Origin of the sequence: Limosilactobacillus mucosae (genome assembly GCF_013423865.1) — a bacterium.
GTDB lineage: Bacteria > Bacillota > Bacilli > Lactobacillales > Lactobacillaceae > Limosilactobacillus > Limosilactobacillus mucosae.
This window is the reverse complement of sequence record NZ_CP058954.1, coordinates 569,291-590,832: the sequence shown is the minus strand read 5'-3', so window position 1 is coordinate 590,832 and position 21,542 is coordinate 569,291. Positions and strand designations below refer to the sequence as shown.

At 47.5% G+C, this 21,542-nt stretch carries 17 protein-coding genes, 22 tRNA genes and 3 rRNA genes; 5 read left to right on the top strand and 37 right to left on the bottom strand.

What is annotated here, in order from left to right:
• Positions 1–13: 13 nt before the first annotated feature.
• The 3 genes from rsmH to H0G69_RS02820 form a co-directional block, all read right to left on the bottom strand.
• Positions 14–958, bottom strand: a complete 945-nt coding sequence (gene rsmH, locus H0G69_RS02830) for a 16S rRNA (cytosine(1402)-N(4))-methyltransferase RsmH (protein WP_180305122.1) — start codon at positions 956–958, stop codon at positions 14–16.
• Positions 959–981: 23 nt separating this feature from the next.
• Positions 982–1,410, bottom strand: a complete 429-nt coding sequence (gene mraZ, locus H0G69_RS02825; protein WP_033934927.1) for a division/cell wall cluster transcriptional repressor MraZ — start codon at positions 1,408–1,410, stop codon at positions 982–984.
• 152 nt (positions 1,411–1,562) lie between these two features.
• The gene (locus H0G69_RS02820) at positions 1,563–1,901 is read right to left on the bottom strand and encodes a hypothetical protein (RefSeq protein WP_045025452.1); all 339 of its coding nucleotides are present in this window, start codon (positions 1,899–1,901) and stop codon (positions 1,563–1,565) included.
• Positions 1,902–2,023: 122 nt separating this feature from the next.
• Between H0G69_RS02820 and H0G69_RS02815 the strand changes: the two genes are divergently transcribed.
• Positions 2,024–2,140 (top strand): DUF4044 domain-containing protein, encoded by a 117-nt coding sequence (locus tag H0G69_RS02815; RefSeq protein WP_006499693.1) that lies wholly within the window; start codon positions 2,024–2,026, stop codon positions 2,138–2,140.
• An 82-nt stretch (positions 2,141–2,222) separates the two neighbouring features.
• Here H0G69_RS02815 and H0G69_RS02810 read toward each other — a convergent pair whose 3' ends face one another.
• From H0G69_RS02810 to H0G69_RS02800, 3 genes are all read right to left on the bottom strand, one after another.
• Positions 2,223–4,589, bottom strand: a complete 2,367-nt coding sequence (locus H0G69_RS02810) for an FtsK/SpoIIIE family DNA translocase (RefSeq protein ID WP_180305121.1) — start codon at positions 4,587–4,589, stop codon at positions 2,223–2,225.
• A gap of 25 nt (positions 4,590–4,614) precedes the next feature.
• The gene (locus H0G69_RS02805; protein WP_006499691.1) at positions 4,615–5,124 is read right to left on the bottom strand and encodes a tRNA (cytidine(34)-2'-O)-methyltransferase; all 510 of its coding nucleotides are present in this window, start codon (positions 5,122–5,124) and stop codon (positions 4,615–4,617) included.
• 180 nt (positions 5,125–5,304) lie between these two features.
• Entirely contained in the window at positions 5,305–6,156 is an 852-nt protein-coding gene (locus H0G69_RS02800; RefSeq protein ID WP_180305120.1) for a methyltransferase domain-containing protein, read from the bottom strand.
• A 93-nt stretch (positions 6,157–6,249) separates the two neighbouring features.
• Between H0G69_RS02800 and H0G69_RS02795 the strand changes: the two genes are divergently transcribed.
• Positions 6,250–7,281 carry a lactonase family protein gene (locus H0G69_RS02795; RefSeq protein ID WP_180305119.1) on the top strand — a complete coding sequence of 344 codons (1,032 nt, stop codon included), beginning with the start codon at positions 6,250–6,252 and terminating at the stop codon, positions 7,279–7,281.
• 50 nt (positions 7,282–7,331) lie between these two features.
• Here the strand turns inward: H0G69_RS02795 and H0G69_RS02790 are convergent, their stop codons facing one another.
• The 3 genes from H0G69_RS02790 to yjbM are packed head-to-tail and all read right to left on the bottom strand — an operon-like array spanning position 7,332 to position 9,706.
• Positions 7,332–8,222 (bottom strand): RluA family pseudouridine synthase, encoded by an 891-nt coding sequence (locus H0G69_RS02790; RefSeq protein ID WP_180305118.1) that lies wholly within the window; start codon positions 8,220–8,222, stop codon positions 7,332–7,334.
• Positions 8,222–9,034 (bottom strand): NAD kinase, encoded by an 813-nt coding sequence (locus H0G69_RS02785; RefSeq protein WP_034539851.1) that lies wholly within the window; start codon positions 9,032–9,034, stop codon positions 8,222–8,224. The genes H0G69_RS02790 and H0G69_RS02785 overlap by 1 nt, the downstream gene beginning before the upstream one ends.
• 3 nt (positions 9,035–9,037) lie before the next feature.
• Positions 9,038–9,706, bottom strand: a complete 669-nt coding sequence (yjbM, locus tag H0G69_RS02780; protein WP_006499686.1) for a GTP diphosphokinase — start codon at positions 9,704–9,706, stop codon at positions 9,038–9,040.
• A gap of 252 nt (positions 9,707–9,958) precedes the next feature.
• Between yjbM and H0G69_RS02775 the strand changes: the two genes are divergently transcribed.
• Complete coding sequence (locus H0G69_RS02775; RefSeq protein ID WP_006499685.1) at positions 9,959–10,597, top strand: DsbA family protein; 639 nt, start codon at positions 9,959–9,961, stop codon at positions 10,595–10,597.
• Here the strand turns inward: H0G69_RS02775 and H0G69_RS02770 are convergent.
• The 3 genes from H0G69_RS02770 to spxA all read right to left on the bottom strand — a co-directional run bounded on the left by H0G69_RS02770 (position 10,594) and on the right by spxA (position 13,016).
• Positions 10,594–11,637 carry a competence protein CoiA gene (locus H0G69_RS02770; RefSeq protein ID WP_180305117.1) on the bottom strand — a complete coding sequence of 348 codons (1,044 nt, stop codon included), beginning with the start codon at positions 11,635–11,637 and terminating at the stop codon, positions 10,594–10,596. The two genes, H0G69_RS02775 and H0G69_RS02770, sit on opposite strands and share 4 nt — an antisense overlap.
• A gap of 96 nt (positions 11,638–11,733) precedes the next feature.
• Positions 11,734–12,450, bottom strand: a complete 717-nt coding sequence (locus H0G69_RS02765) for an adaptor protein MecA (protein ID WP_143112999.1) — start codon at positions 12,448–12,450, stop codon at positions 11,734–11,736.
• Positions 12,451–12,614: 164 nt separating this feature from the next.
• Positions 12,615–13,016: a transcriptional regulator SpxA gene (gene spxA, locus H0G69_RS02760; protein WP_033934933.1), complete on the bottom strand. Its 402-nt coding sequence runs from the start codon at positions 13,014–13,016 to the stop codon at positions 12,615–12,617.
• Positions 13,017–13,312: 296 nt separating this feature from the next.
• On the opposite strand from spxA, the gene H0G69_RS02755 reads away from it, so the two are divergent.
• Positions 13,313–13,804 carry a hypothetical protein gene (locus H0G69_RS02755; protein WP_180305116.1) on the top strand — a complete coding sequence of 164 codons (492 nt, stop codon included), beginning with the start codon at positions 13,313–13,315 and terminating at the stop codon, positions 13,802–13,804.
• Positions 13,805–14,019: 215 nt separating this feature from the next.
• Positions 14,020–14,160, top strand: a complete 141-nt coding sequence (locus H0G69_RS02750; protein ID WP_080890516.1) for a transposase — start codon at positions 14,020–14,022, stop codon at positions 14,158–14,160.
• 138 nt (positions 14,161–14,298) lie between these two features.
• Here the strand turns inward: H0G69_RS02750 and H0G69_RS02745 are convergent.
• From H0G69_RS02745 to H0G69_RS02625, 25 genes are all read right to left on the bottom strand, one after another.
• A tRNA-Asp gene (locus H0G69_RS02745) sits at positions 14,299–14,374 on the bottom strand.
• Between the two features lie 4 nt (positions 14,375–14,378).
• Positions 14,379–14,452: transfer RNA gene (locus tag H0G69_RS02740), tRNA-Met, on the bottom strand.
• A gap of 13 nt (positions 14,453–14,465) precedes the next feature.
• Positions 14,466–14,537: transfer RNA gene (locus H0G69_RS02735), tRNA-Glu, on the bottom strand.
• An 8-nt stretch (positions 14,538–14,545) separates the two neighbouring features.
• Positions 14,546–14,617: transfer RNA gene (locus H0G69_RS02730), tRNA-Glu, on the bottom strand.
• 4 nt (positions 14,618–14,621) lie between these two features.
• A tRNA-Ser gene (locus H0G69_RS02725) sits at positions 14,622–14,709 on the bottom strand.
• 2 nt (positions 14,710–14,711) lie between these two features.
• Positions 14,712–14,785 (bottom strand) — tRNA-Ile (locus tag H0G69_RS02720).
• 12 nt (positions 14,786–14,797) lie between these two features.
• Positions 14,798–14,868: transfer RNA gene (locus tag H0G69_RS02715), tRNA-Gly, on the bottom strand.
• 26 nt (positions 14,869–14,894) lie between these two features.
• Positions 14,895–14,967, bottom strand: a tRNA-Phe gene (locus tag H0G69_RS02710).
• A gap of 7 nt (positions 14,968–14,974) precedes the next feature.
• Positions 14,975–15,050 (bottom strand) — tRNA-Asp (locus H0G69_RS02705).
• Between the two features lie 4 nt (positions 15,051–15,054).
• Positions 15,055–15,128 (bottom strand) — tRNA-Met (locus tag H0G69_RS02700).
• Between the two features lie 9 nt (positions 15,129–15,137).
• Positions 15,138–15,225, bottom strand: a tRNA-Ser gene (locus tag H0G69_RS02695).
• A 35-nt stretch (positions 15,226–15,260) separates the two neighbouring features.
• Positions 15,261–15,334 (bottom strand) — tRNA-Ile (locus H0G69_RS02690).
• Between the two features lie 15 nt (positions 15,335–15,349).
• Positions 15,350–15,423 (bottom strand) — tRNA-Met (locus H0G69_RS02685).
• A 20-nt stretch (positions 15,424–15,443) separates the two neighbouring features.
• A tRNA-Pro gene (locus H0G69_RS02680) sits at positions 15,444–15,517 on the bottom strand.
• 5 nt (positions 15,518–15,522) lie between these two features.
• A tRNA-Arg gene (locus H0G69_RS02675) sits at positions 15,523–15,596 on the bottom strand.
• A 6-nt stretch (positions 15,597–15,602) separates the two neighbouring features.
• Positions 15,603–15,688, bottom strand: a tRNA-Leu gene (locus H0G69_RS02670).
• A 16-nt stretch (positions 15,689–15,704) separates the two neighbouring features.
• A tRNA-Gly gene (locus tag H0G69_RS02665) sits at positions 15,705–15,776 on the bottom strand.
• Positions 15,777–15,789: 13 nt separating this feature from the next.
• Positions 15,790–15,862: transfer RNA gene (locus tag H0G69_RS02660), tRNA-Thr, on the bottom strand.
• Positions 15,863–15,906: 44 nt separating this feature from the next.
• Positions 15,907–15,979: transfer RNA gene (locus H0G69_RS02655), tRNA-Lys, on the bottom strand.
• Positions 15,980–15,996: 17 nt separating this feature from the next.
• Positions 15,997–16,069: transfer RNA gene (locus tag H0G69_RS02650), tRNA-Val, on the bottom strand.
• A gap of 5 nt (positions 16,070–16,074) precedes the next feature.
• Positions 16,075–16,191 (bottom strand): 5S ribosomal RNA (gene rrf, locus H0G69_RS02645).
• Positions 16,192–16,275: 84 nt separating this feature from the next.
• Positions 16,276–19,197 (bottom strand): 23S ribosomal RNA (locus H0G69_RS02640).
• A gap of 150 nt (positions 19,198–19,347) precedes the next feature.
• Positions 19,348–19,420: transfer RNA gene (locus H0G69_RS02635), tRNA-Ala, on the bottom strand.
• 5 nt (positions 19,421–19,425) lie between these two features.
• A tRNA-Ile gene (locus tag H0G69_RS02630) sits at positions 19,426–19,499 on the bottom strand.
• A 91-nt stretch (positions 19,500–19,590) separates the two neighbouring features.
• Positions 19,591–21,167: ribosomal RNA gene (locus H0G69_RS02625) — 16S ribosomal RNA — on the bottom strand.
• Together the 16S, 23S and 5S rRNA genes with 22 tRNA genes alongside form the textbook arrangement of a ribosomal RNA operon.
• Between the last annotated feature and the right edge of the window lie 375 nt (positions 21,168–21,542).

The window sequence follows — 21,542 nt, the reverse complement described above, 5'->3', positions numbered from 1 at the left end:
TCCTTACTGATTTCTACTTAGTTTTTTCAATAATCCGCAGTTTGGCACTGTGTGAACGATGGTTGTCGCGCAGTTCCATATCGCTTGGCAGGATTGGCTTTTTATTTACCAATTTAAAGCTGGGTTCCATGTCCGGTGGAACTACTGGCAATCCTGGCGGTAATTCTGGCAATGATGCCTGTTCTTTAAACATTGTCTTGACCAATCGATCTTCCAGTGACTGAAAGGTAATCACACTGATGCGGCCACCAACGTTAAGCATCTCAAACGCCTGCTCCAATGAGTCCTCCAAGGCGCCCAGCTCATCATTGACCGCAATGCGAATCGCTTGAAAGCTCTTTTTGGCCGGATGTCCGCCGTGCCGCCGAGCTGCCGCTGGGATTGCATTTTTAACGACTTCAGCCAGTTCAAGCGTGGTCTTGATCGGAGCCTGTTTGCGCTGTCGTTCGATTGCCCGCGCGATCTGCTTGGCAAACTTTTCTTCGCCATAGCGGTGCAGAATCTTGACCAGACGTTCATATGGCCATTCATTAACGACTTCCATAGCTGAAAGCGACTGGCTCTGATCCATGCGCATATCCAGCAATGCATCGTGCTGATAGCTAAAACCACGCTTGGCATCGTCAAACTGTGGCGAAGAAACGCCAAGATCATAGACGATGCCATCAATCTTCGTTACGCCCTGCGCGTTTAAAGCCGATTTTAAATGGCGGAAATTGTTCTTAATAAAGGTTTCTTGGCCAGCCTTTAAGTACGGCTTAAGATGCTCCTGATTATAGTCAATTGCAGTCTGATCTTGATCAAACGAGTACAGATGTCCTGTCGTAAGCTGTTTTAAGATTGCCTCACTGTGACCGCCACCACCAAGCGTTGCATCAACGTAAATGCCAGTTGGCTTAATGTTTAAACCAGCCACTGCTTCGTTAAGCAGCACCGTAACGTGGTTGAATTCAGTCATTAATATACCTCCTTTCTGACAAGCTACAGATCGAAGTCAAGATCCTCGGCAATCTGATCAAAATCTGCAGCCGTATCGTCCATATACCGCTGCCAGCGTTCTGTATCCCAGATTTCCAAATGTTCTGATACTCCAACGATCGTGCACTGTTTATTTAAAGCAGCATGCTGTCGCAGTGCTATTGGCAAATTGATCCGTCCTTGCTTATCGAACTGGCATTCGGTCGCGGCAGCATACAAAAAACGCACGAAGGCTCGTGCATTGCGTTTTGTCATTGATAACGACTTTAATTTTGTTTCCAATTCATGCCAGACACTCAGCGGATAACCAGTCAAACAGCCATCCAAGCCACGAGTAACGACGAATCCGTCTCCCAGTTGCGAACGAAATTTGGCGGGGATGATCAGACGACCCTTATCGTCAATCGTATGTTCATATTCACCCATGAACATACTAATCCCCCCTTTTGGACCAATGTTACAGATACAGTCTACCACAATCCCCCACTTCTCACCATGGATTTTAATAATTTTGTACAGCCTAAAAAAGCCGCTGTCCCTTGAAGCGAGACAACGGCTTTGAAACCCTAAACATATCTTCTTTGCTAAACGACCGGCAGATATGATCCGGCTAAAGAAACCAAGAAAGCTGCAACTGATACGACCAGCGTTACGCGCCAAAAAGCCGGCCAATACTGTCGATAGATGAACTGATGCGCGGCCGCCAGCTGTAAAAAGATCAGGCCGATACTCAGCAGCATCCAAACAATCAACACGTAGCAGTACCAATAAAACCCCAGATTCCAAAAGCTCAAGACCATCAGCAGTGTGGCCCAAAGCCAGGTACTACGCTGCTTAGGCAGTTTAAACAGCTTAATCGTTAACCGTTCCAGCATACCATAGCCAATCAAGATAATGAACTCCATGATCAGTTGTCTTATCATTCAAACTGCCTCCGCAAAATTTAGTCAAGTCTCATTCTATCACAGATCAACAACAGATTTGAATTTGAGTGCTAAGATGTGTAAACTGATAAGGATAAATTGAAAGGCGGGATTAGTTACCGATGCAACGCAAGAAAAAGACCCGATTCCAAAAAATTACTATGGTGGCCGTTTGGCTGATGCTGATCGCAATGCTGGGCTCCTTGATTTTAGGGGCCGTTGCTTCACTCGGCTTCTAGCTGATCGGTATAAATATAAAGAGGTTTTGGCCAAACAGCTAAAACCTCTTTTTTTCTAGATTAAATTTTAAGCAGCTTAGCCCTATTGCGCCGGCAAGTCTGGTTTCTTATAGACTTCACGCGGTTTAGAGCCATTAGCTGGACCGATATAGCCACGCTGCTCCATATCATCAATAATTCGCGCCGCTCGATTATAGCCAATGCGGAAACGACGCTGAATCAGCGAGGTTGAAGCTTTTTGCTCTTGGGCAACAAACTGCAGCGCTTCGCCAAACAGCTCATCTTCGTCTTCTTTTTGTTCTTCTTGCTGCATCTCAGCATCGCTAACCATCATCTGATCATCATACTCTGCTGGCCGCTCATTTTTGATGAAATCAACGACTGCCTCAACGTCATGATCAGAAATAAAGGCGCCTTGAATTCGAATCGGCTTGTTTTGATCGATTGGCTCAAACAGCATGTCGCCCCGGCCAAGCAGCTTTTCAGCTCCATTGGTGTCAATAATCGTTCGCGAATCGACCCCACTGGAGACCGCAAATGCAATTCGCGAGGGAACGTTGGCCTTGATCAAGCCGGTAATGACATCAACGCTGGGCCGTTGGGTTGCCAAAATCATGTGAATGCCGGCGGCCCGCCCCATTTGCGCAATTCGTACGATGGCATCCTCAACGTCTTTAGAAACAGTCATCATCAAATCAGCCAATTCATCAACGATTACCAGAATCAATGGCATTGTCGGCTGCTGTTCATTCGGATCGGTATGATTTTGATTTTCTTTTTCAACCATTCGATTATAGCCATCCAGATTGCGGACGCCTAAAGCAGCAAACAGCTCATAGCGCCGTTCCATTTCACCAACTACCTTGCCTAATGCCCGCGCTGCTTTTTTCGGTTCGGAAACCACTGGACTGAGCAGATGCGGAATCCCATTATACACGCTTAGCTCTACTTTCTTAGGATCAATCATCAGCATCTTGACTTGACTGGGCTTAGCCTTTAACAGGATGCTGGTGATGATCACGTTAATGGCAACCGACTTGCCGCTCCCGGTTGCCCCGGCAATCAACAAGTGCGGCATCTTGGTCAGGTCAGCCGTCATTACCTGACCAGTAACCGTGCGACCAAGCGGCACGTCAAGCGGTCGATCATCATGGGGAGCAGCTTCGATCATATCACGAAAGCCTACCGTGGCAATCTGTTGATTAGGCACCTCAATCCCGATCAATGACTTGCCAGGAATCGGTGCCTCAATCCGAATATCTTTGGCAGCCAGCGCCAAGGCCAGATCATCAGCCAGATTCGTAATCCGACTGACCTTAACTCCTACGGCTGGACGCAGCTCATATTTAGTTACGGAAGGTCCCAGGTTCACGTTTTCAACCGTGGCATCGACGCCAAACGATTTTAACGTATCCTGCAGTTTTTGCGTATTGGACTTAATCGAATCAAGATCAGCACTTTGATCCGTTGGCTTCACTTTGGTCAAAAGATCCAGCGGCGGGAATTGATAGTCCTGATCCTCTTTAGCCTCAACCCGATTCAAGGACAGTTCAACATCGGTCTGATCCTTGGCATTCAATGATGCTGGCCGCTCATTCTCGCTGGCTACGGTAATGCGGGGCTCGCGGCTTTGCTGATCAGGTGCAGCGATTTTATCAGCCGCTGATTGACCAATTTCAAATTCTGGCAGCTCTCGTGATTGTTGCTCACGTTTCCGTTCAGCATGCGGCGTTGGCAGATCCTTTTCATCGCTCGGCACTGCCATTGGCTCTTCTGGCTGACGTTGCCGACGCTCTGCTTGCCGAGCCTGCCGATCAGCATTTAATTGATGGAAGCGTTCTTTAAGCCGCTTTAGCATTTGTGCAATCGCCAAACGCAGCTTTTGCACTGGCAGATTAAAAAAGACCACAACGCCGATAATCATCAGCAAAACAGCCGCTGCCTTGGTTCCAGTACTGCCAAGCAGATACCCGCTGCCAGAATATAGCGCTGCCCCCAGCATGCCGCCGCCAATCGGCATACTGGAATCATCATTTAAAACTGCCGCAGTTACGCTGCTCCAGGTCTGATTCCAAAAATCGATGTGGCGGCCTAATTGATCAAACATCCGCGCATGCAGCATCAATAAGAGTCCCAGATAAAAAATCAGCATTCCCCAGACCCAGCGTTTTCTAAAGCGCGGCCATTGCGCATAGATCGTCAGTCCCAGACTGTACAGGATTACGATGGCCATTAACAATGGATAGCTTTGACCAACCAAAACCTTAAAAATATCCTGCACGCCGGCACCTAAGACTCCCAGTTTAAACAGACCGGTCAGCGTTAAAAGAATGATGGCCAGGCCGCTTAAGCTGCGAATAGCTCGCTCGTCACGCGCTGGTTTTCTTGATCGCCGCTTGGCAGCCGTTTTATTGGAACGGCGGCGGGTCGTATTTTTTTTGCGGGCCATGCAATTCCTCCTTTTACCTTACCGATTATTTCAGCTTATCGTCCGAATAGCGATGCACACGGGCTAATTTAGGAAATCCTTGTTGACGAAGCGCTTCATAAATAACAATCGCCGCGCTGTTAGAAAGGTTAAGCGCACGAATGTTATTGTCGTCTTGCGGAATCCGAATGCAGTTTTGCGGATAGCGTCGCATAAACGGTTCCGGCAAGCCAGTCGTTTCTTTGCCAAACAAAAAATAGTGGTCGCCAGGCAAACGGTAGTCAACTTCAGTATAATCGCGTTCGGCAAACTTTGAAACCAGATACAGCTGGTCAAGGTTAGGCACCGTTGCCATAAAATCAAGCAGATCCTCATGATAGACAACCTTAACCTTGTCCCAGTAATCCAGACCGGCACGCTTCATATGCTTGTCATCCGTTGAAAAACCAAGGGGCTTGATCAAATGCAAAACAGTGTCGGTTCCGGCGCAGGTTCTGGCAATATTGCCGGTATTAGCTGGAAACAAGGGTTCAAACAGCACAATATGATTAGTCATAGTCAGTCTTCTCTCTCCTAAAAAAGGCAATAAAAAAAGCAGGGTCTCGGTGTGGGCACGGCGAAACGCTGCTTTAATGAAGTACTCTTTGACCAATGCCAACGATTAAATCGATGTCTTCAGTCAAACGATTTCTATAAGATAATATACTACCATCACTTAAAAAAAACAATTAATTAATCAAATTTTTTTACCGATTAACAAGCTGACGTCAACGGTAACTTGTTTTAATGATGATAAATCGCTTTCATCAAGCTGTTTCGCATTGCGACCCCAATGCAGCGGCGACATCTCTACCAAATCCTCAGCCAGCCCCAGCGGAATCTCAAACTGATATTGAAGCGGTACGATCCTGGCCTGCTGGTAATGCTGCATAAAACGCTCGACTACTGGTGTATTGTCGTAGGCAGCATGCTGATCGTTTTGATCGTATAAAAGGTGACGCAGCTCGATCAGGTAGTTGGCGTTGGGAATGATTTTTAAAAGCTGACCACCTGGCTTGAGGATCCGATCGAATTCTTGATAATCAGATGGTGAAAAAAGCTCCATCACCTGATCAAACGACTCGTCCGCAAACGGCAGCCGGCGCAGATCAGCTACGCAAAAAAACAACTTACCTGGCAGCTGAGTGGCTAATTGCACACCGGCCTTTGAAATGTCAAAACCAATGGCAGCATCTTTTTGATCCCGCAAAGTCTCTAATTGAAAAAGCGGCGTTCCCTCACCCGTGCCAACGTCTAGAATCGTCTGTGGCTGGTCTGGCATCACGGCATTGATCTGCTTAAGCATTGGCAGGAAAAGTCCCGCGCTCAGCATGCGGCGTCTGGCTTCAAACATCGCCCGATCATAGTCGGTACCATTGCCATTATTCAAAAAATAAAGATACCCATGCTTGTTAAAATCAATAGCATGCCCCTGCTTACAGACCAGACTGTTTTCAAAAACGCCCTTGATTGGTGCCTGGCAGACTGAGCAGCGAAACAGCCGTCGATGCTCATTGACCCATTGTTTCTTAATTACGATTTTTTTCATTGATGATCCTTTCAATTTGCTCATAATTTCTCAATTCTAAGCGAACAGTTTCTGCTATTATATAGGTGTACATTTTTAAAGGAGGGCTTCGTTTTGACTGAAGACTTTTTAATTGGAACCTACACCAGTAAATCCAGCCGTGGCATTTACGGCGTAACCTTAGACACGGAAAAAGAAGAATTGACCAACGTTCGCCTGGTGGCTGCTTCCGGCAAGCCAGCCTACCTGCAGTACGGTGAACAAAAACGCCTGTATGCCTTAAAACAGGATGGCGAGCGTGGCGGTGTAGCGTCATACGATCTGTCCGGCGACAAGGCTGAACTGATCGATGCCAAATTAGAAAAAGGACCTACCCCTGCCTACATTGGCGTTGATGACCAGCGTCACTTGTTGTTCTCTGCCAATTACCATACCGGCGAACTCAAGGTCTTTAAGATTGCCGCTGATGGCAAGCTGACCCAAACTGATTCCGTCGTTCATCAAGGAGCAACCGGCCCCCAACCAGAACAGGATGCGCCACACGTTCACTATATCGATTTAACGCCGGACAATCGTCTTATCGTCTGCGACCTGGGAATGGATCTGGTCGTTGTCTATGACGTATCCGATGAAGGCAAGCTCACGGCTGCATCCCGCTACCAGTTCGAACCCGGCTTTGGTACGCGTCACCTGGTCTTCCATCCAAATGGCAAGATCGTCTATGTGCTGGGTGAATTAAGCAGCAAGCTGGCCGTAATGCGCTACAACGCTGCTGACGCTTCCTTGACTCAACTGCAGACCATCAAGACCATTCCGGCTGACTGGACCGCTCATAACGGAGCCGCAGCCATTCACATTTCTGCTGATGGTCGATTTGTCTACACTTCCAACCGTGGTGAAAATACCATTGCAGTTTTTGCCGTCCAGCCAGACTTTACGGTTGCCCACGTTCAATCCATCAGTACAGAAGGCGATTTTCCACGCGACTTTGAATTGAGCCATGACGACGCCTACCTGGTAGGTTCAAATCAAAATAGCGATAACCTAACGCTTTACAAACGCGATGCTCAATCTGGCCTGCTGACGCTGCTGCAAAAAGACGTGGCTTGTCCAGAACCAGTCTGTGTCAAGCGCTGGCCTAAATAACTGCTGACAATTCAATAAATAAACGGGGTGCTTAATCAGCGTCCCGTTTTTTATTGCGTCATTTTTTCAATTACGGCAGTCATGTCGCTTGGAATTGGTGCTTTTAGCTCAATCTGCCGGTTTAAAAATGGGCTATAGAAGCTCAGCCACTGACAGTGCAGTGCCTGCCGAGCCATTACGTCTGGTCCGCCATACATGGCATCGCCCAACAGCGGATGACCAAGATAGCTGAAGTGAACGCGAATCTGGTGAGTACGCCCGGTATGCAACCGAATCTTGACGATCGAGGCATTCAAGCCCGGATATTTCAGCCAATACTCGGTAACGGCCGCTTTACCATCCGAACCGACTTGACGCTGAACAAACGATTCTGGATCACGCTGGATCGGTGCATCGATATAGCCATGCCTGGTTGCCACCTGCCCACTGACTAAAGCAACGTATTCCTTTTTTACTAAATGCCGCTTGAGCTGATTATCCAAGACGGCATGAGCAAAACGATGCTTAGGAAAGATCACCAGGCCGCTGGTGTCTTTATCCAGACGCGTGGCGACATGAGTTACCCGATTTTCATAGCCTTGTTTTTGATAATAGTATTTAACGCGATTGACCAAGCTGTCTTGTTCGGCAACGTTATGAGCCGGTACTGTTGCCACGCCGGCAGCTTTGTTGATCACCAAAAAATCCCGATCTTCATAAACGATATCAAATGGTTTGGAACAGATCGGAACATGATCATTAGGTACTTCTGGCGGTAGCTCAATGGCAAAACGGTCACCCGGCTCAACCAGATCGACGGCCCATTTCACCTCATGATTGATCGTCATCTGACCACCATGAAAGATGGCTGCTTTGATCAATGAACTGGTAACGCCCTGCTGTTTGAGTGCCGAACGCAGCTTGATCGGCTTTTCTCCGGTATAGACCCAGGAAAACTCCATTATTGGATGCCTCCAATAAACGAATCCTTAACGCGGTCCCAGAAGTTGGTATGCCGGTACTTGGCAAAACGAATCACTTTGTCGGATACGCGATAGGATACGTCGACCAACCGATGCGACTGCGAATCCATCATAATCTGATCGCGATCACAGCTTAGCACCGTCCCGGAATCATCAGGCAGCCGCAGCGTCAGTTTGGTATCTGAGCCAAAAACGACCGGCGAGCCCAGCGTTCGAAAAACCCGGTTGTTTAACGAGGCCATCTCACCCAGCTGGAAACCGATAATGCGCGGATCCAAAATTGCGCCGCCAACTGATTTATTATAGGCCGTTGATCCAGTCGGTGTTGAAATGACCAGTCCATCACCGCGAAAACGCTCAAACAGCTGATTATTGATGTATACGTCGCAAACCATGGTCTTGACGATATTGCGCAGCGTTGATTCATTCAGCGCCACGCGTCGTTCAATCTCACCATCATCATAAGTAGCACTCATTTCCAGCAATGGATAGCTGACGGATTGACCACTGTCGTTTTGCAGACTTTCGACCAGATCCTCGACCTCAAAATTGCGCCAATCGGTATAAAAACCCAGGTGTCCAGTATGAATACCAACAAAACGAATCGTCGACAAGCGATCCTCATAGTGATGAAATGCCGAAATCAGCGTGCCATCGCCGCCAATCGTGATAACGACATCTGGCTGCTGCTCATCATAGGTAATTGCCGTTTCCTCTTCCAGACGATTCAGCAACAGTTTGCGTACGCGCAATGACTCCGGCGATTCATAGTTAAAAATGGCTACCCGCATTGGTTAATCCGCTCCTTTTTTATCTTCCAGCGATGAGTTCAGCAGTTCATCAGGTGCTTGCTTGCGGCCAAACAACGTCTGTGCCTCTTGAATTTCTTCTCTAATCTCAGACATCTCCTCATCCAGCTTAAAAGCAGCCTCTGCCGCCCGCTGCAGACGATCAGAAAGTTCTTTAGGAAACGCGCCTTGATATTTGTAATTTAATGAATGCTCAATCGTCGCCCAAAAATTCATCGCCAGCGTTCGTACCTGGATCTCAGCCAAAACCTTTTTTTCACCAGTAACCAGCTGAACGGGATACTCGATCACGATATGATAAGATCGATAACCGCTTGGCTTAACGTTGGTTACGTAATCACGCTCTTCTAGAATCGTCATGTCATTGCGCTGACGCAGCAGGTCAACGACTTGATAGATATCTTCGACAAACTGACACATGATTCGCAAGCCAGCAATATCTTGCATGTCTTGCTCCAGGCGTTCTTCTAAGACATGCCGCCGCACCATTTTTTCTTTAATACTGTCAACCGGCTTAACACGGCCAGTAACGAATTCAATCGGTGAATGCTGATCTTGATCTTGGAATTGTTTACGCATCCCCCGCAGCTTGACTTTTAATTCATTGACTGCTTGTTGATAAGGTAATAAAAAATGCTGCCAATCTTCAATCATTGCAATCCCACTTCCTTGACAATCTCTGTTTATTTTATCATAGTTTCGTAATGACTTAACTAAAGACTGCCTGGTTCAACTGAAAAACAAGTCTAGTATTTTCACAGATATCGTAACTGATTAGCTAAATGATTGCTTCAAATTATTTTATGTAAATTCATCCAAAACAGATCGCTTTACATCGTGCTCATTCTTTGTAAAAATAGCATTGTTCAATAACCGATAATTCTGCAACGAACAGGAGGAGCGGCTGTGCTCGAAATTCATCTTTTTGTTAATCCATTAGGCATGCGCTGTTTTCGCTGCGAACAGGATGTTTTGCGCATTGACCAGCAATTGCGCACTAAAGTCAACTATCAATTTATTCCGCTGTTTAATATGGACACGATTCAGCAGACTATGAAGCTTTATCATCTCAACGATCATGATCTCAATGTTCGGCAACAGACTTCGGCTACGCTTTACCAGATTATCTTGGATTATAAAGCAGCACTGTTTCAAGGACGCAAGCGTGGCCGACATTATCTGCTGCGGCTGCAATCTGCGCTGATCAATGAAGGAGCTGATTATTCAGAAGCCCTTGCCCAAAAGATTGCTCAACAGGCGCAGCTTGATTTGGACATGTTTTGGGAAGATCGTAAATCAGAACTGGCAATCAAAGCATTCAAAAAGGATCAATACATGGCTGATGAAATGGGCGTTACCCAAACTGCCACTGCAGTCGTTTTTGATTCCGAACAGCCTGTCTATGGATATATGATCAACAACTTTGACTATGAATCGCTGATTGAATCATACCGTAATCATCAGTTTTGCCTGCAGCAGACTCCCGAAGAATTTGCGCAAAGTTTTAATGATAAGCATCATCAATCAACACTGCGGATTCTTTAGCTGGCTGCCATTTTTTTCAAGTAGGCCAGCTTGCGTTCATAGCTGCTGAACCATCGCGGCGGCTGAATCAATTCAACGACCTGCTGCTGGTAGCGGATCACGCCAGCCAGATTCAGCTCTTGGGTATAGCAGGCCAGGCTTCGATGACGAACCTGCTCGACTTGAAGATCACTCAGACATGGCAAAGGAAGCCAATTGGCACTTTGATTTAAAAAGTCATGCCAGGCTGGCCAATTCCAACATTGATGCGCGGGACACTGCTCAAGCCTTAAAATAACGGATATGCGCCATTCTAATGGGGTCTCATTCATCAAGCTCCATTGAAAATGCGTATCATGAGCAACCAAGGGACAGGTACTGATTGCTCCGTGGCCCATTAGATAGGTTTGATTGGCTAATTCACAAAGCCGCGGCGTTGCCAAACGAATCTGTCGCTGCAGCTGCTGAGTCTGCCAAATTAAAATCTGCCAGACATCTTGACGACTTTTTCCCGATTTGGGGCCAAAAAGCCGTCTTTTTTGATAGTCAGGCTGCTGTCGTTTTAAATTCCAAAATGGTAAGATCAGCTGCTGATGATGCCATTGTAAAAACTGAGCTGCTTTTCCCGGCTGCAGCCGATGCGCATAGGTTGGCCCCAAAAACCAGCGATAGGCAATTCCCAGCCGCTCGTATCCTTGATTGCGTTCAATCAGCCGCGTCAAGCCAAGCGGACTGCACTGAAACTCAATGGCTGCCCACTGATCATTAATCTTGGTCAATATGTCTGGGCGCTGCTTGATTGTCGGTAAATAAACCTCAGAATAGCTCGGCCAGCCTTGCTGATTCAGCCACCTGCCAATCTGCTGCTTACCCAACTGATGAATAGCGGTTTCATTGGCATCACATCTGCTTTGGGCATAATGCGCAAAATAGGGACGATGATCGGTTCCCTGACATAAATGAACTTTTTGACCACAGTCCGGGCACCAATACGTTCGCTGCGCTTTTTTAGCTTCAGTTTGGGCCCAGACCAGTTGACCATTCCACAAAGCGGTCTGCATAATTACACCTCCACTTTGCTATATGCCAAAAAACTGTAATTGTTATTAAAAAAGCTGAGTCATTGAAATGTCCAATGACTCAGCTTTCCAATTTAACTATTCAAAATACGTTCGCACCAGTTCTAGGGCAGCCTGTTTCATTAATGGCTTACCGTGTTCTAAAATGACATCGGGCGTCAGATTGGTTTTTTGACCATACTCATATGCCAAAGCCAGCTGATCCTTCAACTGACTCGCTGACAGTGAGCCATCATCAATAAACGTCAAGAGCAGGTAGTCATTGTTCTGATAACGATAAAGATCAGATACCGCATTGATGTTGTCACGTGCTGATTTGGCCAGGGCTACCAGATCCTCAAAATCATCAATCCTTAAGACACAAACGTTTTTTTCAATGTCTGGATTATCGATGGCAGCTTCTGGCTCATCACCTGCGGACACATTATTTTCTTGATTATGATCTGGATGCGATTCCTGACGATCTCTGCCAACCAGCTCTTTTTTTATCAAGTTGGTAATCTGGTCTTGATCCAATGGCGGCTGACCAGCGGGCGTACCTTTTTTTAGGCTGGCAGGATCCGTTTTGGTAATATAAAGCTCTAAACCATCTTGTTGGGGACGAACTTGGAACGTAACCAGATCATTATCCTGAAATTGATGATCAGCATCGACTTCTTCTAAAATACTGTAAAAAAAGTCTTCAATCTGTTGATTATGATTCAGCAAATCAAGTACGGTAATACCGCGCTCATTTAGATCTTCATTATTGAGCAGCACGCGAATCGTATTTTCGTTAATGCGTTTCATTTCCATATGCATCGCGCCCCCTTTGATTCGCTAATTTTTCATACGGTCGCTCCGGCTTCGATTTAAGTTTAAAAAGCCGAACGATATTAAACGTCTAGTTTTCATTATAGCATTCTTTTCCCGATAACAGTTCGATAAAAAAATAAAGGCGACGAAAAATCGCCACCCCTTTAGTTCAAGTTTGCTTTTCGACGTGCTTCAGCCAGCTCCAATGCCCGAACTTCACGTGGCAGGAACCGACGAATCTCATCTTCGTTATATCCAATCTGCAATCTTTTATCATCCATAATGATTGGTCGTCTTAACAGGCCTGGATTTTTACGAATCAAATCATAAAGCTCGGTCATTGACATCTCATCTAGATTAATGTTTAAACTTTGATAAGCTTTCGAACGTTTTGAAATGATGTCTTCAGTGCCGTTTTCAGTCATTCGTAAAATGTTTTTTACCTCGTCCATACTCAGAGGTTCAGAAAAAATGTTGCGCTCGGTGAAAGGAATGCCATGCTCCTTCAACCAGGCCCGCGCCTTACGGCAAGATGTGCAACTTGGAGACGTATATAGTGTAACCATTTGTTGGGCCTCCTTTAAATCAAAAACATGTTTAACCTTGATCACTCCATAAATAATTATAACTTATTTTAGAATGATTTTGAACCACTGTCAGCAATTTTCTTGACTTTTTGTAAGTGGAATTGAAAATGACGTCTGGTTTGCTCATCAACAATTATTAAACTACCATCGCGAACAATACATTTATTGATATAATGGGCATCATTGATTAATTAATTGCGCTTTCCAACTCGTTATTCCCAATTAATGTTAATGAGCGGTATAATTGAGACAATTAAGATAAGGAGGAGACAATCATGCTATCACAAATTAGTTTTACTTTTGGCTCAATGCCAGTTCTGCTTGAAATCATTAAAAAGCACCCAAATCGTGACTTCCGGCTGCTGCAGGCAACTGGTGACAACAGCAAGCTGGCCCTATTTGACCTATCAGGTAAGCCAACCATCTTTAACAGTCCAATTACCTTAGAGACTTTATACAGTGTTGGTAATGACAAGTTCAAAGGAATTCTTCATTTTGAATCATTTGAGCTCGGCACTGAAGATAAGAACCTGCTGCGCAAACAGGCAAAAATTGCTCTTGATAGTGCTGACCATTCTAAAATGACGACTGGCTATATGTTCTCACGTTCTGATCAAACCAATGCAACTATTTTGATAACGACTTGGACAAATGCAGTTGCCATTGATGACTGGACCAGCAGTACCGACTTTGCACCGCTCGCCGGATACATGGATCACAGTCCGCGCAGCGTTTACTACTATGAGGATTATCGTCCAGCTGAATAGAAAAAGTGCAATGCAGTTCAATGCATTGCACTTTTGTTTTACCTAGAAATCTGAATTTGCAATAATTGCAATCACCCAAATATCCTGACTTTACGCGGGTTTACGAAACCTATCAGGGGCTTCAGTCGGCGCAATGTTGACGAGTTTAACAGTGCCATTTTTGCCTATGAGAACACCAAAACCGCGATGGATCAAACCTTCACTCCGCCCATTATATCGCCAACAGTGCCAAATACGACTATTCCAACGGGCCACTGAAAGGCATCAATCGAAAAATCAAAAACTTAAAACGCAGCTGTTGTGGCTTCCGCAATTTTGAAAATCTATTGCGACGCATTGACTGTATCCATGCCTAAAAAAATTCCCCACTTCATTTTTGAAGCAGGGAATTGATCTTCACCAATACGATTTGACAAAGACTTAAAGTACCAAGTTTTCTCACGAGCTTTGTCAACAAAAAACATGTTGCTGTTTCGGCAACATGTTCAATCATACGGTCCGTACGAGACTCGAACTCGTGATCTCATCCGTGACAGGGATGCGTCCTAACCAAAACTAGACCAACGGACCAAAATTGCGGGGGCTGGATTTGAACCAACGACCTCCGGGTTATGAGCCCGACGAGCTACCAGGCTGCTCTACCCCGCGATAATAAATTAAGTGACCCATGCGGGATTCGAACCCACGATACCAGCGTGAAAGGCTGGTGTCTTAACCGCTTGACTAATGGGTCATGACAAGTGACCCGTGCGGGATTCGAACCCACGATACCAGCGTGAAAGGCTGGTGTCTTAACCACTTGACTAACGGGTCATAACGGAGAATGAGAGATTCGAACTCTCGCGCCGCTTTCGCGACCTACACCCTTAGCAGGGGCGCCTCTTCAGCCACTTGAGTAATTCTCCAATGGGTCTAAGTGGACTCGAACCACCGACCTCACGCTTATCAGGCGTGCGCTCTAACCAGCTGAGCTATAGACCCATATATTATTAAAGCGGGTAACGAGAATCGAACTCGCGACAACAGCTTGGAAGGCTGTGGTTTTACCACTAAACTATACCCGCATTAAGCAGAAACTTAATTATCTTAATGGCGCGGGACGGAATCGAACCGCCGACACACGGAGCTTCAATCCGTTGCTCTACCAACTGAGCTACCGAGCCATATAAACGGTCCGTACGAGACTCGAACTCGTGATCTCATCCGTGACAGGGATGCGTCCTAACCAAAACTAGACCAACGGACCAAAATTGCGGGGGCTGGATTTGAACCAACGACCTCCGGGTTATGAGCCCGACGAGCTACCAGGCTGCTCTACCCCGCGATAATGAAAAGGAGGATAAGAGATTCGAACTCTTGCGCCGCTCTCACGACCTAGCGGTTTTCAAGACCGCCCCCTTCAGCCACTTGGGTAATCCTCCATAAATGAAAAGCTGTCGAGTGTTATGAGGCCCAATGGACCTTGTAGGACTCGAACCTACGACCGGGCGGTTATGAGCCGCTTGCTCTAACCAACTGAGCTAAAGGTCCCTAACAGCCAGTCAATCGCGGCGGGGGGGATCGAACCCTCGACCTCCCGGGTATGAACCGGACGCTCTAGCCAGCTGAGCTACACCGCGATAACAATTTTCATTGTTAATCGGGAAAACAGGATTCGAACCTGCGACCCCCTGGTCCCAAACCAGGTGCTCTACCAAGCTGAGCTATTTCCCGAAAAGTGCACCCAGAAGGAGTCGAACCTTCAACCTTCTGATTCGTAGTCAGACACTCTATCCAATTGCGCTATGGGTGCAAAAGATGCCGAGGACCGGGATCGAACCGGTACGGTTATCACTAACCGCAGGATTTTAAGTCCTGTGCGTCTGCCAATTCCGCCACCCCGGCATTATGGAATTGACAAAGCGGAAGACGGGATTCGAACCCGCGACCCCCACCATGGCAAGGTGATGTTCTACCACTGAACTACTTCCGCATAATATTCAAGATGCCGACTAGAGGGCTCGAACCTCCGACCCCCTGTTTACAAGACAGGTGCTCTGCCAACTGAGCTAAGTCGGCGTAAAAATTACGGTATTCCGCATCTCAAAGCCTCTCTATGGCAATGAGCCGTGACGGGTTCGAACCGTCGACCCTCTGATTAAAAGTCAGATGCTCTACCGACTGAGCTAACGGCTCATGAGCATAATGCTCAATGGAGGATACAGGGCTCGAACCTGTGACCCTCTGCTTGTAAGGCAGATGCTCTCCCAACTGAGCTAATCCTCCATAATGCATGGCAATGCCCTATCCTCGCAGGGAGCGATCCCCCAACTACTTTCGGCGCGTTGAAGCTTAACTTCTGTGTTCGGTATGGGAACAGGTGTATCCTTCAAGCCATCATCACCACACTAATCCTTTTCAGGATTGAGAGCTTGCACTCTCAAAACTAAACAATATCTATTCTTCTCACGTTCAATCGAAACACCCTAAACTTGGTTAAGTCCTCGACCGATTAGTAATGGTCCGCTCCATGCCTCGCGGCACTTCCACTTCCATCCTATCTACCTCATCATCTCTGAGGGGTCTTACTTCCATAAGGAATGGGAAATCTCATCTTGAGGCGAGTTTCACGCTTAGATGCTTTCAGCGTTTATCTCATCCATACATAGCTACCCAGCGATGCTCCTGGCGGAACAACTGGTACACCAGCGGTATGTCCATCCCGGTCCTCTCGTACTAAGGACAGGTCCTCTCAAATTTCCTACGCCCGCGACGGATAGGGACCGAACTGTCTCACGACGTTCTGAACCCAGCTCGCGTACCGCTTTAATGGGCGAACAGCCCAACCCTTGGGACCGACTACAGCCCCAGGATGCGATGAGCCGACATCGAGGTGCCAAACCTCCCCGTCGATGTGGACTCTTGGGGGAGATAAGCCTGTTATCCCCAGGGTAGCTTTTATCCGTTGAGCGATGGCCCTTCCATGCGGAACCACCGGATCACTAAGCCCGACTTTCGTCCCTGCTCGACCTGTCTGTCTCGCAGTCAAGCTCGCTTGTGCCTTTACACTCTGCGAATGATTTCCAACCATTCTGAGCGAACCTTTGGGCGCCTCCGTTATCTTTTGGGAGGCGACCGCCCCAGTCAAACTGCCCACCTGACACTGTCTCCCACCACGATCAGTGGTGCGGGTTAGAGTGATCATAATGCAAGGGTAGTATCCCACCAACGCCTCTGCCAAAACTAGCGTCCTGGCTTCTATGGCTCCTACCTATCCTGTACAAGCAGTACAAGCACTCAATATCAAGCTACAGTAAAGCTCCATGGGGTCTTTCCGTCCTGTCGCGGGTAGCCTGCATCTTCACAGGCAATTCAATTTCACCGAGTCTCTCGTTGAGACAGTGCCCAGATCGTTACGCCTTTCGTGCGGGTCGGAACTTACCCGACAAGGAATTTCGCTACCTTAGGACCGTTATAGTTACGGCCGCCGTTTACTGGGGCTTCAATTCAGGGCTTCGCCGAAGCTAACTCTTCCTTTTAACCTTCCAGCACCGGGCAGGCGTCAGCCCCTATACTTCATCTTACGATTTTGCAGAAACCTGTGTTTTTGATAAACAGTCGCCTGGGCCTTTTCACTGCGGCTGATCTTGCGATCAGCACCCCTTCTCCCGAAGTTACGGGGTCATTTTGCCGAGTTCCTTAACGAGAGTTCGCTCGCTCACCTTAGGATACTCTCCTCGACTACCTGTGTCGGTTTGCGGTACGGGCAGTTGATTATTCGCTAGAAGCTTTTCTCGGCAGCGTGACATCAACGACTTCGCTACTATAATTTCGCTCCCCATCACAGCTTGTCAACCCGCTGATAAGCATTTGACTCATCAACTGACTTGCTGCTTGGCCGGACACTTCCAATCGTCCGGATCGTTTAGCCTTCTGCGTCACTCCATCACTCAAGCACAATCAACTGGTACAGGAATATCAACCTGTTGTCCATCGTCTACGCCTCTCGGCCTCGACTTAGGTCCCGACTAACCCTGGGAGGACGAGCCTTCCCCAGGAAACCTTAGTCATTCGGTGGACAGGATTCTCACCTGTCTTTCGCTACTCATACCGGCATTCTCACTTCCAAGCGCTCCACCAGTCCTTACGGTCTGACTTCATCGCCCTTGGAACGCTCTCCTACCACGCATCCTGATGGATGCATCCATAGCTTCGGTAATATGCTTAGCCCCGGTACATTTTCGGCGCAGAGTCACTCGACTAGTGAGCTATTACGCACTCTTTAAATGATGGCTGCTTCTGAGCCAACATCCTAGTTGTCTGTGCAATTCCACATCCTTTTCCACTTAGCATATATTTAGGGACCTTAGCTGATGATCTGGGCTGTTCCCCTTTCCACGATGGATCTTATCACTCACCGTGTGACTCCCGAGTAAAAATCAATGGCATTCGGAGTTTATCTGAAGTCAGTAACCCATGACGGGCCCCTAGTCCAAACAGTGCTCTACCTCCATGATTCTAAACCTCGAGGCTCCCCCTAAAGAGATTTCGGAGAGAACCAGCTATCTCCAAGTTCGTTTGGAATTTCACCGCTACCCACACCTCATCCCAACCATTTTCAACTGATACGGGTTCGGTCCTCCAGTGCGTTTTACCGCACCTTCAACCTGGACATGGGTAGGTCACCTGGTTTCGGGTACATAACTGCGTACTTCGTACGCCCATTTCAGACTCGCTTTCGCTGCGGCTCCGGTTTTTCCACCTTAACCTTGCACGCAATCATGACTCGCCGGTTCATTCTGCAAGAGGCACGCCGTCACACGTAAATGTGCTCCGACAGCTTGTAGGCACATGGTTTCAGGAACTGTTTCACTCCCCTCCCGGGGTGCTTTTCACCTTTCCCTCACGGTACTGGTTCACTATCGGTCACTAGGGAGTATTTAGCCTTGCGAGATGGTCCTCGCGGATTCCGACGGGGTTTCACGTGTCCCGCCGTACTCAGGATCCTGAACTGAGAGTGTGACGTTTCATTTACTGGGCTATCACCATCTTTGGCGTCGCTTCCCAACGACTTCAACTACGTCGCACTTTGGTAACTCAAATGTTCAGTCCTACAACCCCAACAAGCAAGCTCGTTGGTTTGGGCTCTTCCCGTTTCGCTCGCCGCTACTCAGGGAATCGAATTTTCTTTCTCTTCCTGCAGCTACTTAGATGTTTCAGTTCACTGCGTCTACCGCCTGACAGCTATGTATTCACTGCTCAGGCAATCATCGACTAAGATGATTGGGTTTCCCCATTCGGAAATCTCCGGATCAAAGCGTACTTACCGCTCCCCGAAGCATATCGGTGTTAGTCCCGTCCTTCATCGGCTCCTAGTACCAAGGCATTCACCATGCGCCCTTCATAACTTAACCTTGATGATCTTACGATCACCTCAGTTATTGAGTATGCGATTAATTTCGTTAATAAAACTCAAATAACGCGGTGTTCTCGGTTTAATTGTGAATAAAGAAATAAATATTATTTAGTTTTCAAAGTACAAGCACCAGTCAAACGACTGGCAATGGAGAATAACGGGATCGAACCGATGACCTCCTGCTTGCAAAGCAGGTGCTCTCCCAGCTGAGCTAATTCCCCATATATGGGTCTAAGTGGACTCGAACCACCGACCTCACGCTTATCAGGCGTGCGCTCTAACCAACTGAGCTATAGACCCAACAAGCGAACGATTATTGAGATGAGGTGGTAAACCCCTCAAAACTGAACGCAGTTTCAACGAATGTGCAGGTTTCCGATTAATTCCTTAGAAAGGAGGTGATCCAGCCGCAGGTTCTCCTACGGCTACCTTGTTACGACTTCACCCTAATCATCTGCCCCACCTTAGGCGGCTAGCTCCCCGAAGGGTTACCCCACCGACTTTGGGTGTTGCAAACTCTCATGGTGTGACGGGCGGTGTGTACAAGGCCCGGGAACGTATTCACCGCGGCATGCTGATCCGCGATTACTAGCGATTCCGACTTCGTGCAGGCGAGTTGCAGCCTGCAGTCCGAACTGAGAACGGTTTTAAGAGATTAGCTTGCCCTCGCGAGTTCGCGACTCGTTGTACCGTCCATTGTAGCACGTGTGTAGCCCAGGTCATAAGGGGCATGATGATCTGACGTCGTCCCCACCTTCCTCCGGTTTGCCACCGGCAGTCTCACTAGAGTGCCCAACTGAATGCTGGCAACTAGTAACAAGGGTTGCGCTCGTTGCGGGACTTAACCCAACATCTCACGACACGAGCTGACGACGACCATGCACCACCTGTCATTGCGTTCCCGAAGGAAACGCCCTATCTCTAGGGTTAGCGCAAGATGTCAAGACCTGGTAAGGTTCTTCGCGTAGCTTCGAATTAAACCACATGCTCCACCGCTTGTGCGGGCCCCCGTCAATTCCTTTGAGTTTCAACCTTGCGGTCGTACTCCCCAGGCGGAGTGCTTAATGCGTTAGCTGCGGCACTGAAGGGCGGAAACCCTCCAACACCTAGCACTCATCGTTTACGGCATGGACTACCAGGGTATCTAATCCTGTTCGCTACCCATGCTTTCGAGCCTCAGCGTCAGTTGCAGACCAGACAGCCGCCTTCGCCACTGGTGTTCTTCCATATATCTACGCATTCCACCGCTACACATGGAGTTCCACTGTCCTCTTCTGCACTCAAGTCTGACAGTTTCCGATGCACTTCTTTGGTTAAGCCAAAGGCTTTCACATCAGACTTATCAAACCGCCTGCGCTCGCTTTACGCCCAATAAATCCGGATAACGCTTGCCACCTACGTATTACCGCGGCTGCTGGCACGTAGTTAGCCGTGACTTTCTGGTTAGATACCGTCACTGCGTGAACAGTTGCTCTCACGCACGTTCTTCTCTAACAACAGAGCTTTATGAGCCGAAACCCTTCTTCACTCACGCGGTGTTGCTCCATCAGGCTTGCGCCCATTGTGGAAGATTCCCTACTGCTGCCTCCCGTAGGAGTATGGACCGTGTCTCAGTTCCATTGTGGCCGATCAGTCTCTCAACTCGGCTACGCATCACAGCCTTGGTAGGCCGTTACCCTACCAACAAGCTAATGCGCCGCAGGTCCATCCCAAAGTGATAGCCGAAGCCATCTTTTAAATTTGAATCATGCGATTCAAATTGTTATGCGGTATTAGCATCTGTTTCCAAATGTTATCCCCCGCTTTGGGGCAGGTTACCTACGTGTTACTCACCCGTCCGCCACTCGCTGGTAAACCAACGTCAAGTCCGTGCAAGCACGTCCAATCAGTTGGGCCAACGCGTTCGACTTGCATGTATTAGGCACACCGCCGGCGTTCATCCTGAGCCAGGATCAAACTCTCATATAAAATATAAGAACTTGAAAAGCTCAAATTTAAATTAAGCGAATTGACTTCGCAAATGTTTTTGCATCAATCGTAATGATTGATGACCCTGCACATTTGTGTTCGTCGAAACTGTATTCAGTTTTCAAAGGTCTACCATGTAACCGATTTAATTGATCAGTTACAACATTTATTATTTTAACACTTGTTAGTTATTTGTCAAGAACTTTTTCAATTCTTTTTTCAAACGTTTTAAACAAGCGACTAGAATAATATATCATGAAGTCATGTAGCTGTCAACAACATTTTTAAAGTCGTTAATAACTGTTAGAAGCAAATCCGATTGTCATCAGCGTCTGCCTCATCGACAACAATAACTACTATACCGATATTCTGAGC

Coding starts and splice junctions, on each gene's coding strand:
- H0G69_RS02820 (WP_045025452.1), bottom strand. CDS start 1,901: ATGATAAGACAACTGATCATGGAGTTCATTATCTTGATTGGCTATGGT.
- mraZ (WP_033934927.1), bottom strand. CDS start 1,410: ATGTTCATGGGTGAATATGAACATACGATTGACGATAAGGGTCGTCTG.
- H0G69_RS02755 (WP_180305116.1), top strand. CDS start 13,313: ATGCTATCACAAATTAGTTTTACTTTTGGCTCAATGCCAGTTCTGCTT.
- H0G69_RS02770 (WP_180305117.1), bottom strand. CDS start 11,637: ATGCAGACCGCTTTGTGGAATGGTCAACTGGTCTGGGCCCAAACTGAA.
- spxA (WP_033934933.1), bottom strand. CDS start 13,016: ATGGTTACACTATATACGTCTCCAAGTTGCACATCTTGCCGTAAGGCG.
- H0G69_RS02805 (WP_006499691.1), bottom strand. CDS start 5,124: ATGACTAATCATATTGTGCTGTTTGAACCCTTGTTTCCAGCTAATACC.
- rsmH (WP_180305122.1), bottom strand. CDS start 958: ATGACTGAATTCAACCACGTTACGGTGCTGCTTAACGAAGCAGTGGCT.
- H0G69_RS02815 (WP_006499693.1), top strand. CDS start 2,024: ATGCAACGCAAGAAAAAGACCCGATTCCAAAAAATTACTATGGTGGCC.
- H0G69_RS02790 (WP_180305118.1), bottom strand. CDS start 8,222: ATGGAGTTTTCCTGGGTCTATACCGGAGAAAAGCCGATCAAGCTGCGT.
- H0G69_RS02800 (WP_180305120.1), bottom strand. CDS start 6,156: ATGAAAAAAATCGTAATTAAGAAACAATGGGTCAATGAGCATCGACGG.
- H0G69_RS02785 (WP_034539851.1), bottom strand. CDS start 9,034: ATGCGGGTAGCCATTTTTAACTATGAATCGCCGGAGTCATTGCGCGTA.
- H0G69_RS02810 (WP_180305121.1), bottom strand. CDS start 4,589: ATGGCCCGCAAAAAAAATACGACCCGCCGCCGTTCCAATAAAACGGCT.
- yjbM (WP_006499686.1), bottom strand. CDS start 9,706: ATGATTGAAGATTGGCAGCATTTTTTATTACCTTATCAACAAGCAGTC.
- H0G69_RS02765 (WP_143112999.1), bottom strand. CDS start 12,450: ATGGAAATGAAACGCATTAACGAAAATACGATTCGCGTGCTGCTCAAT.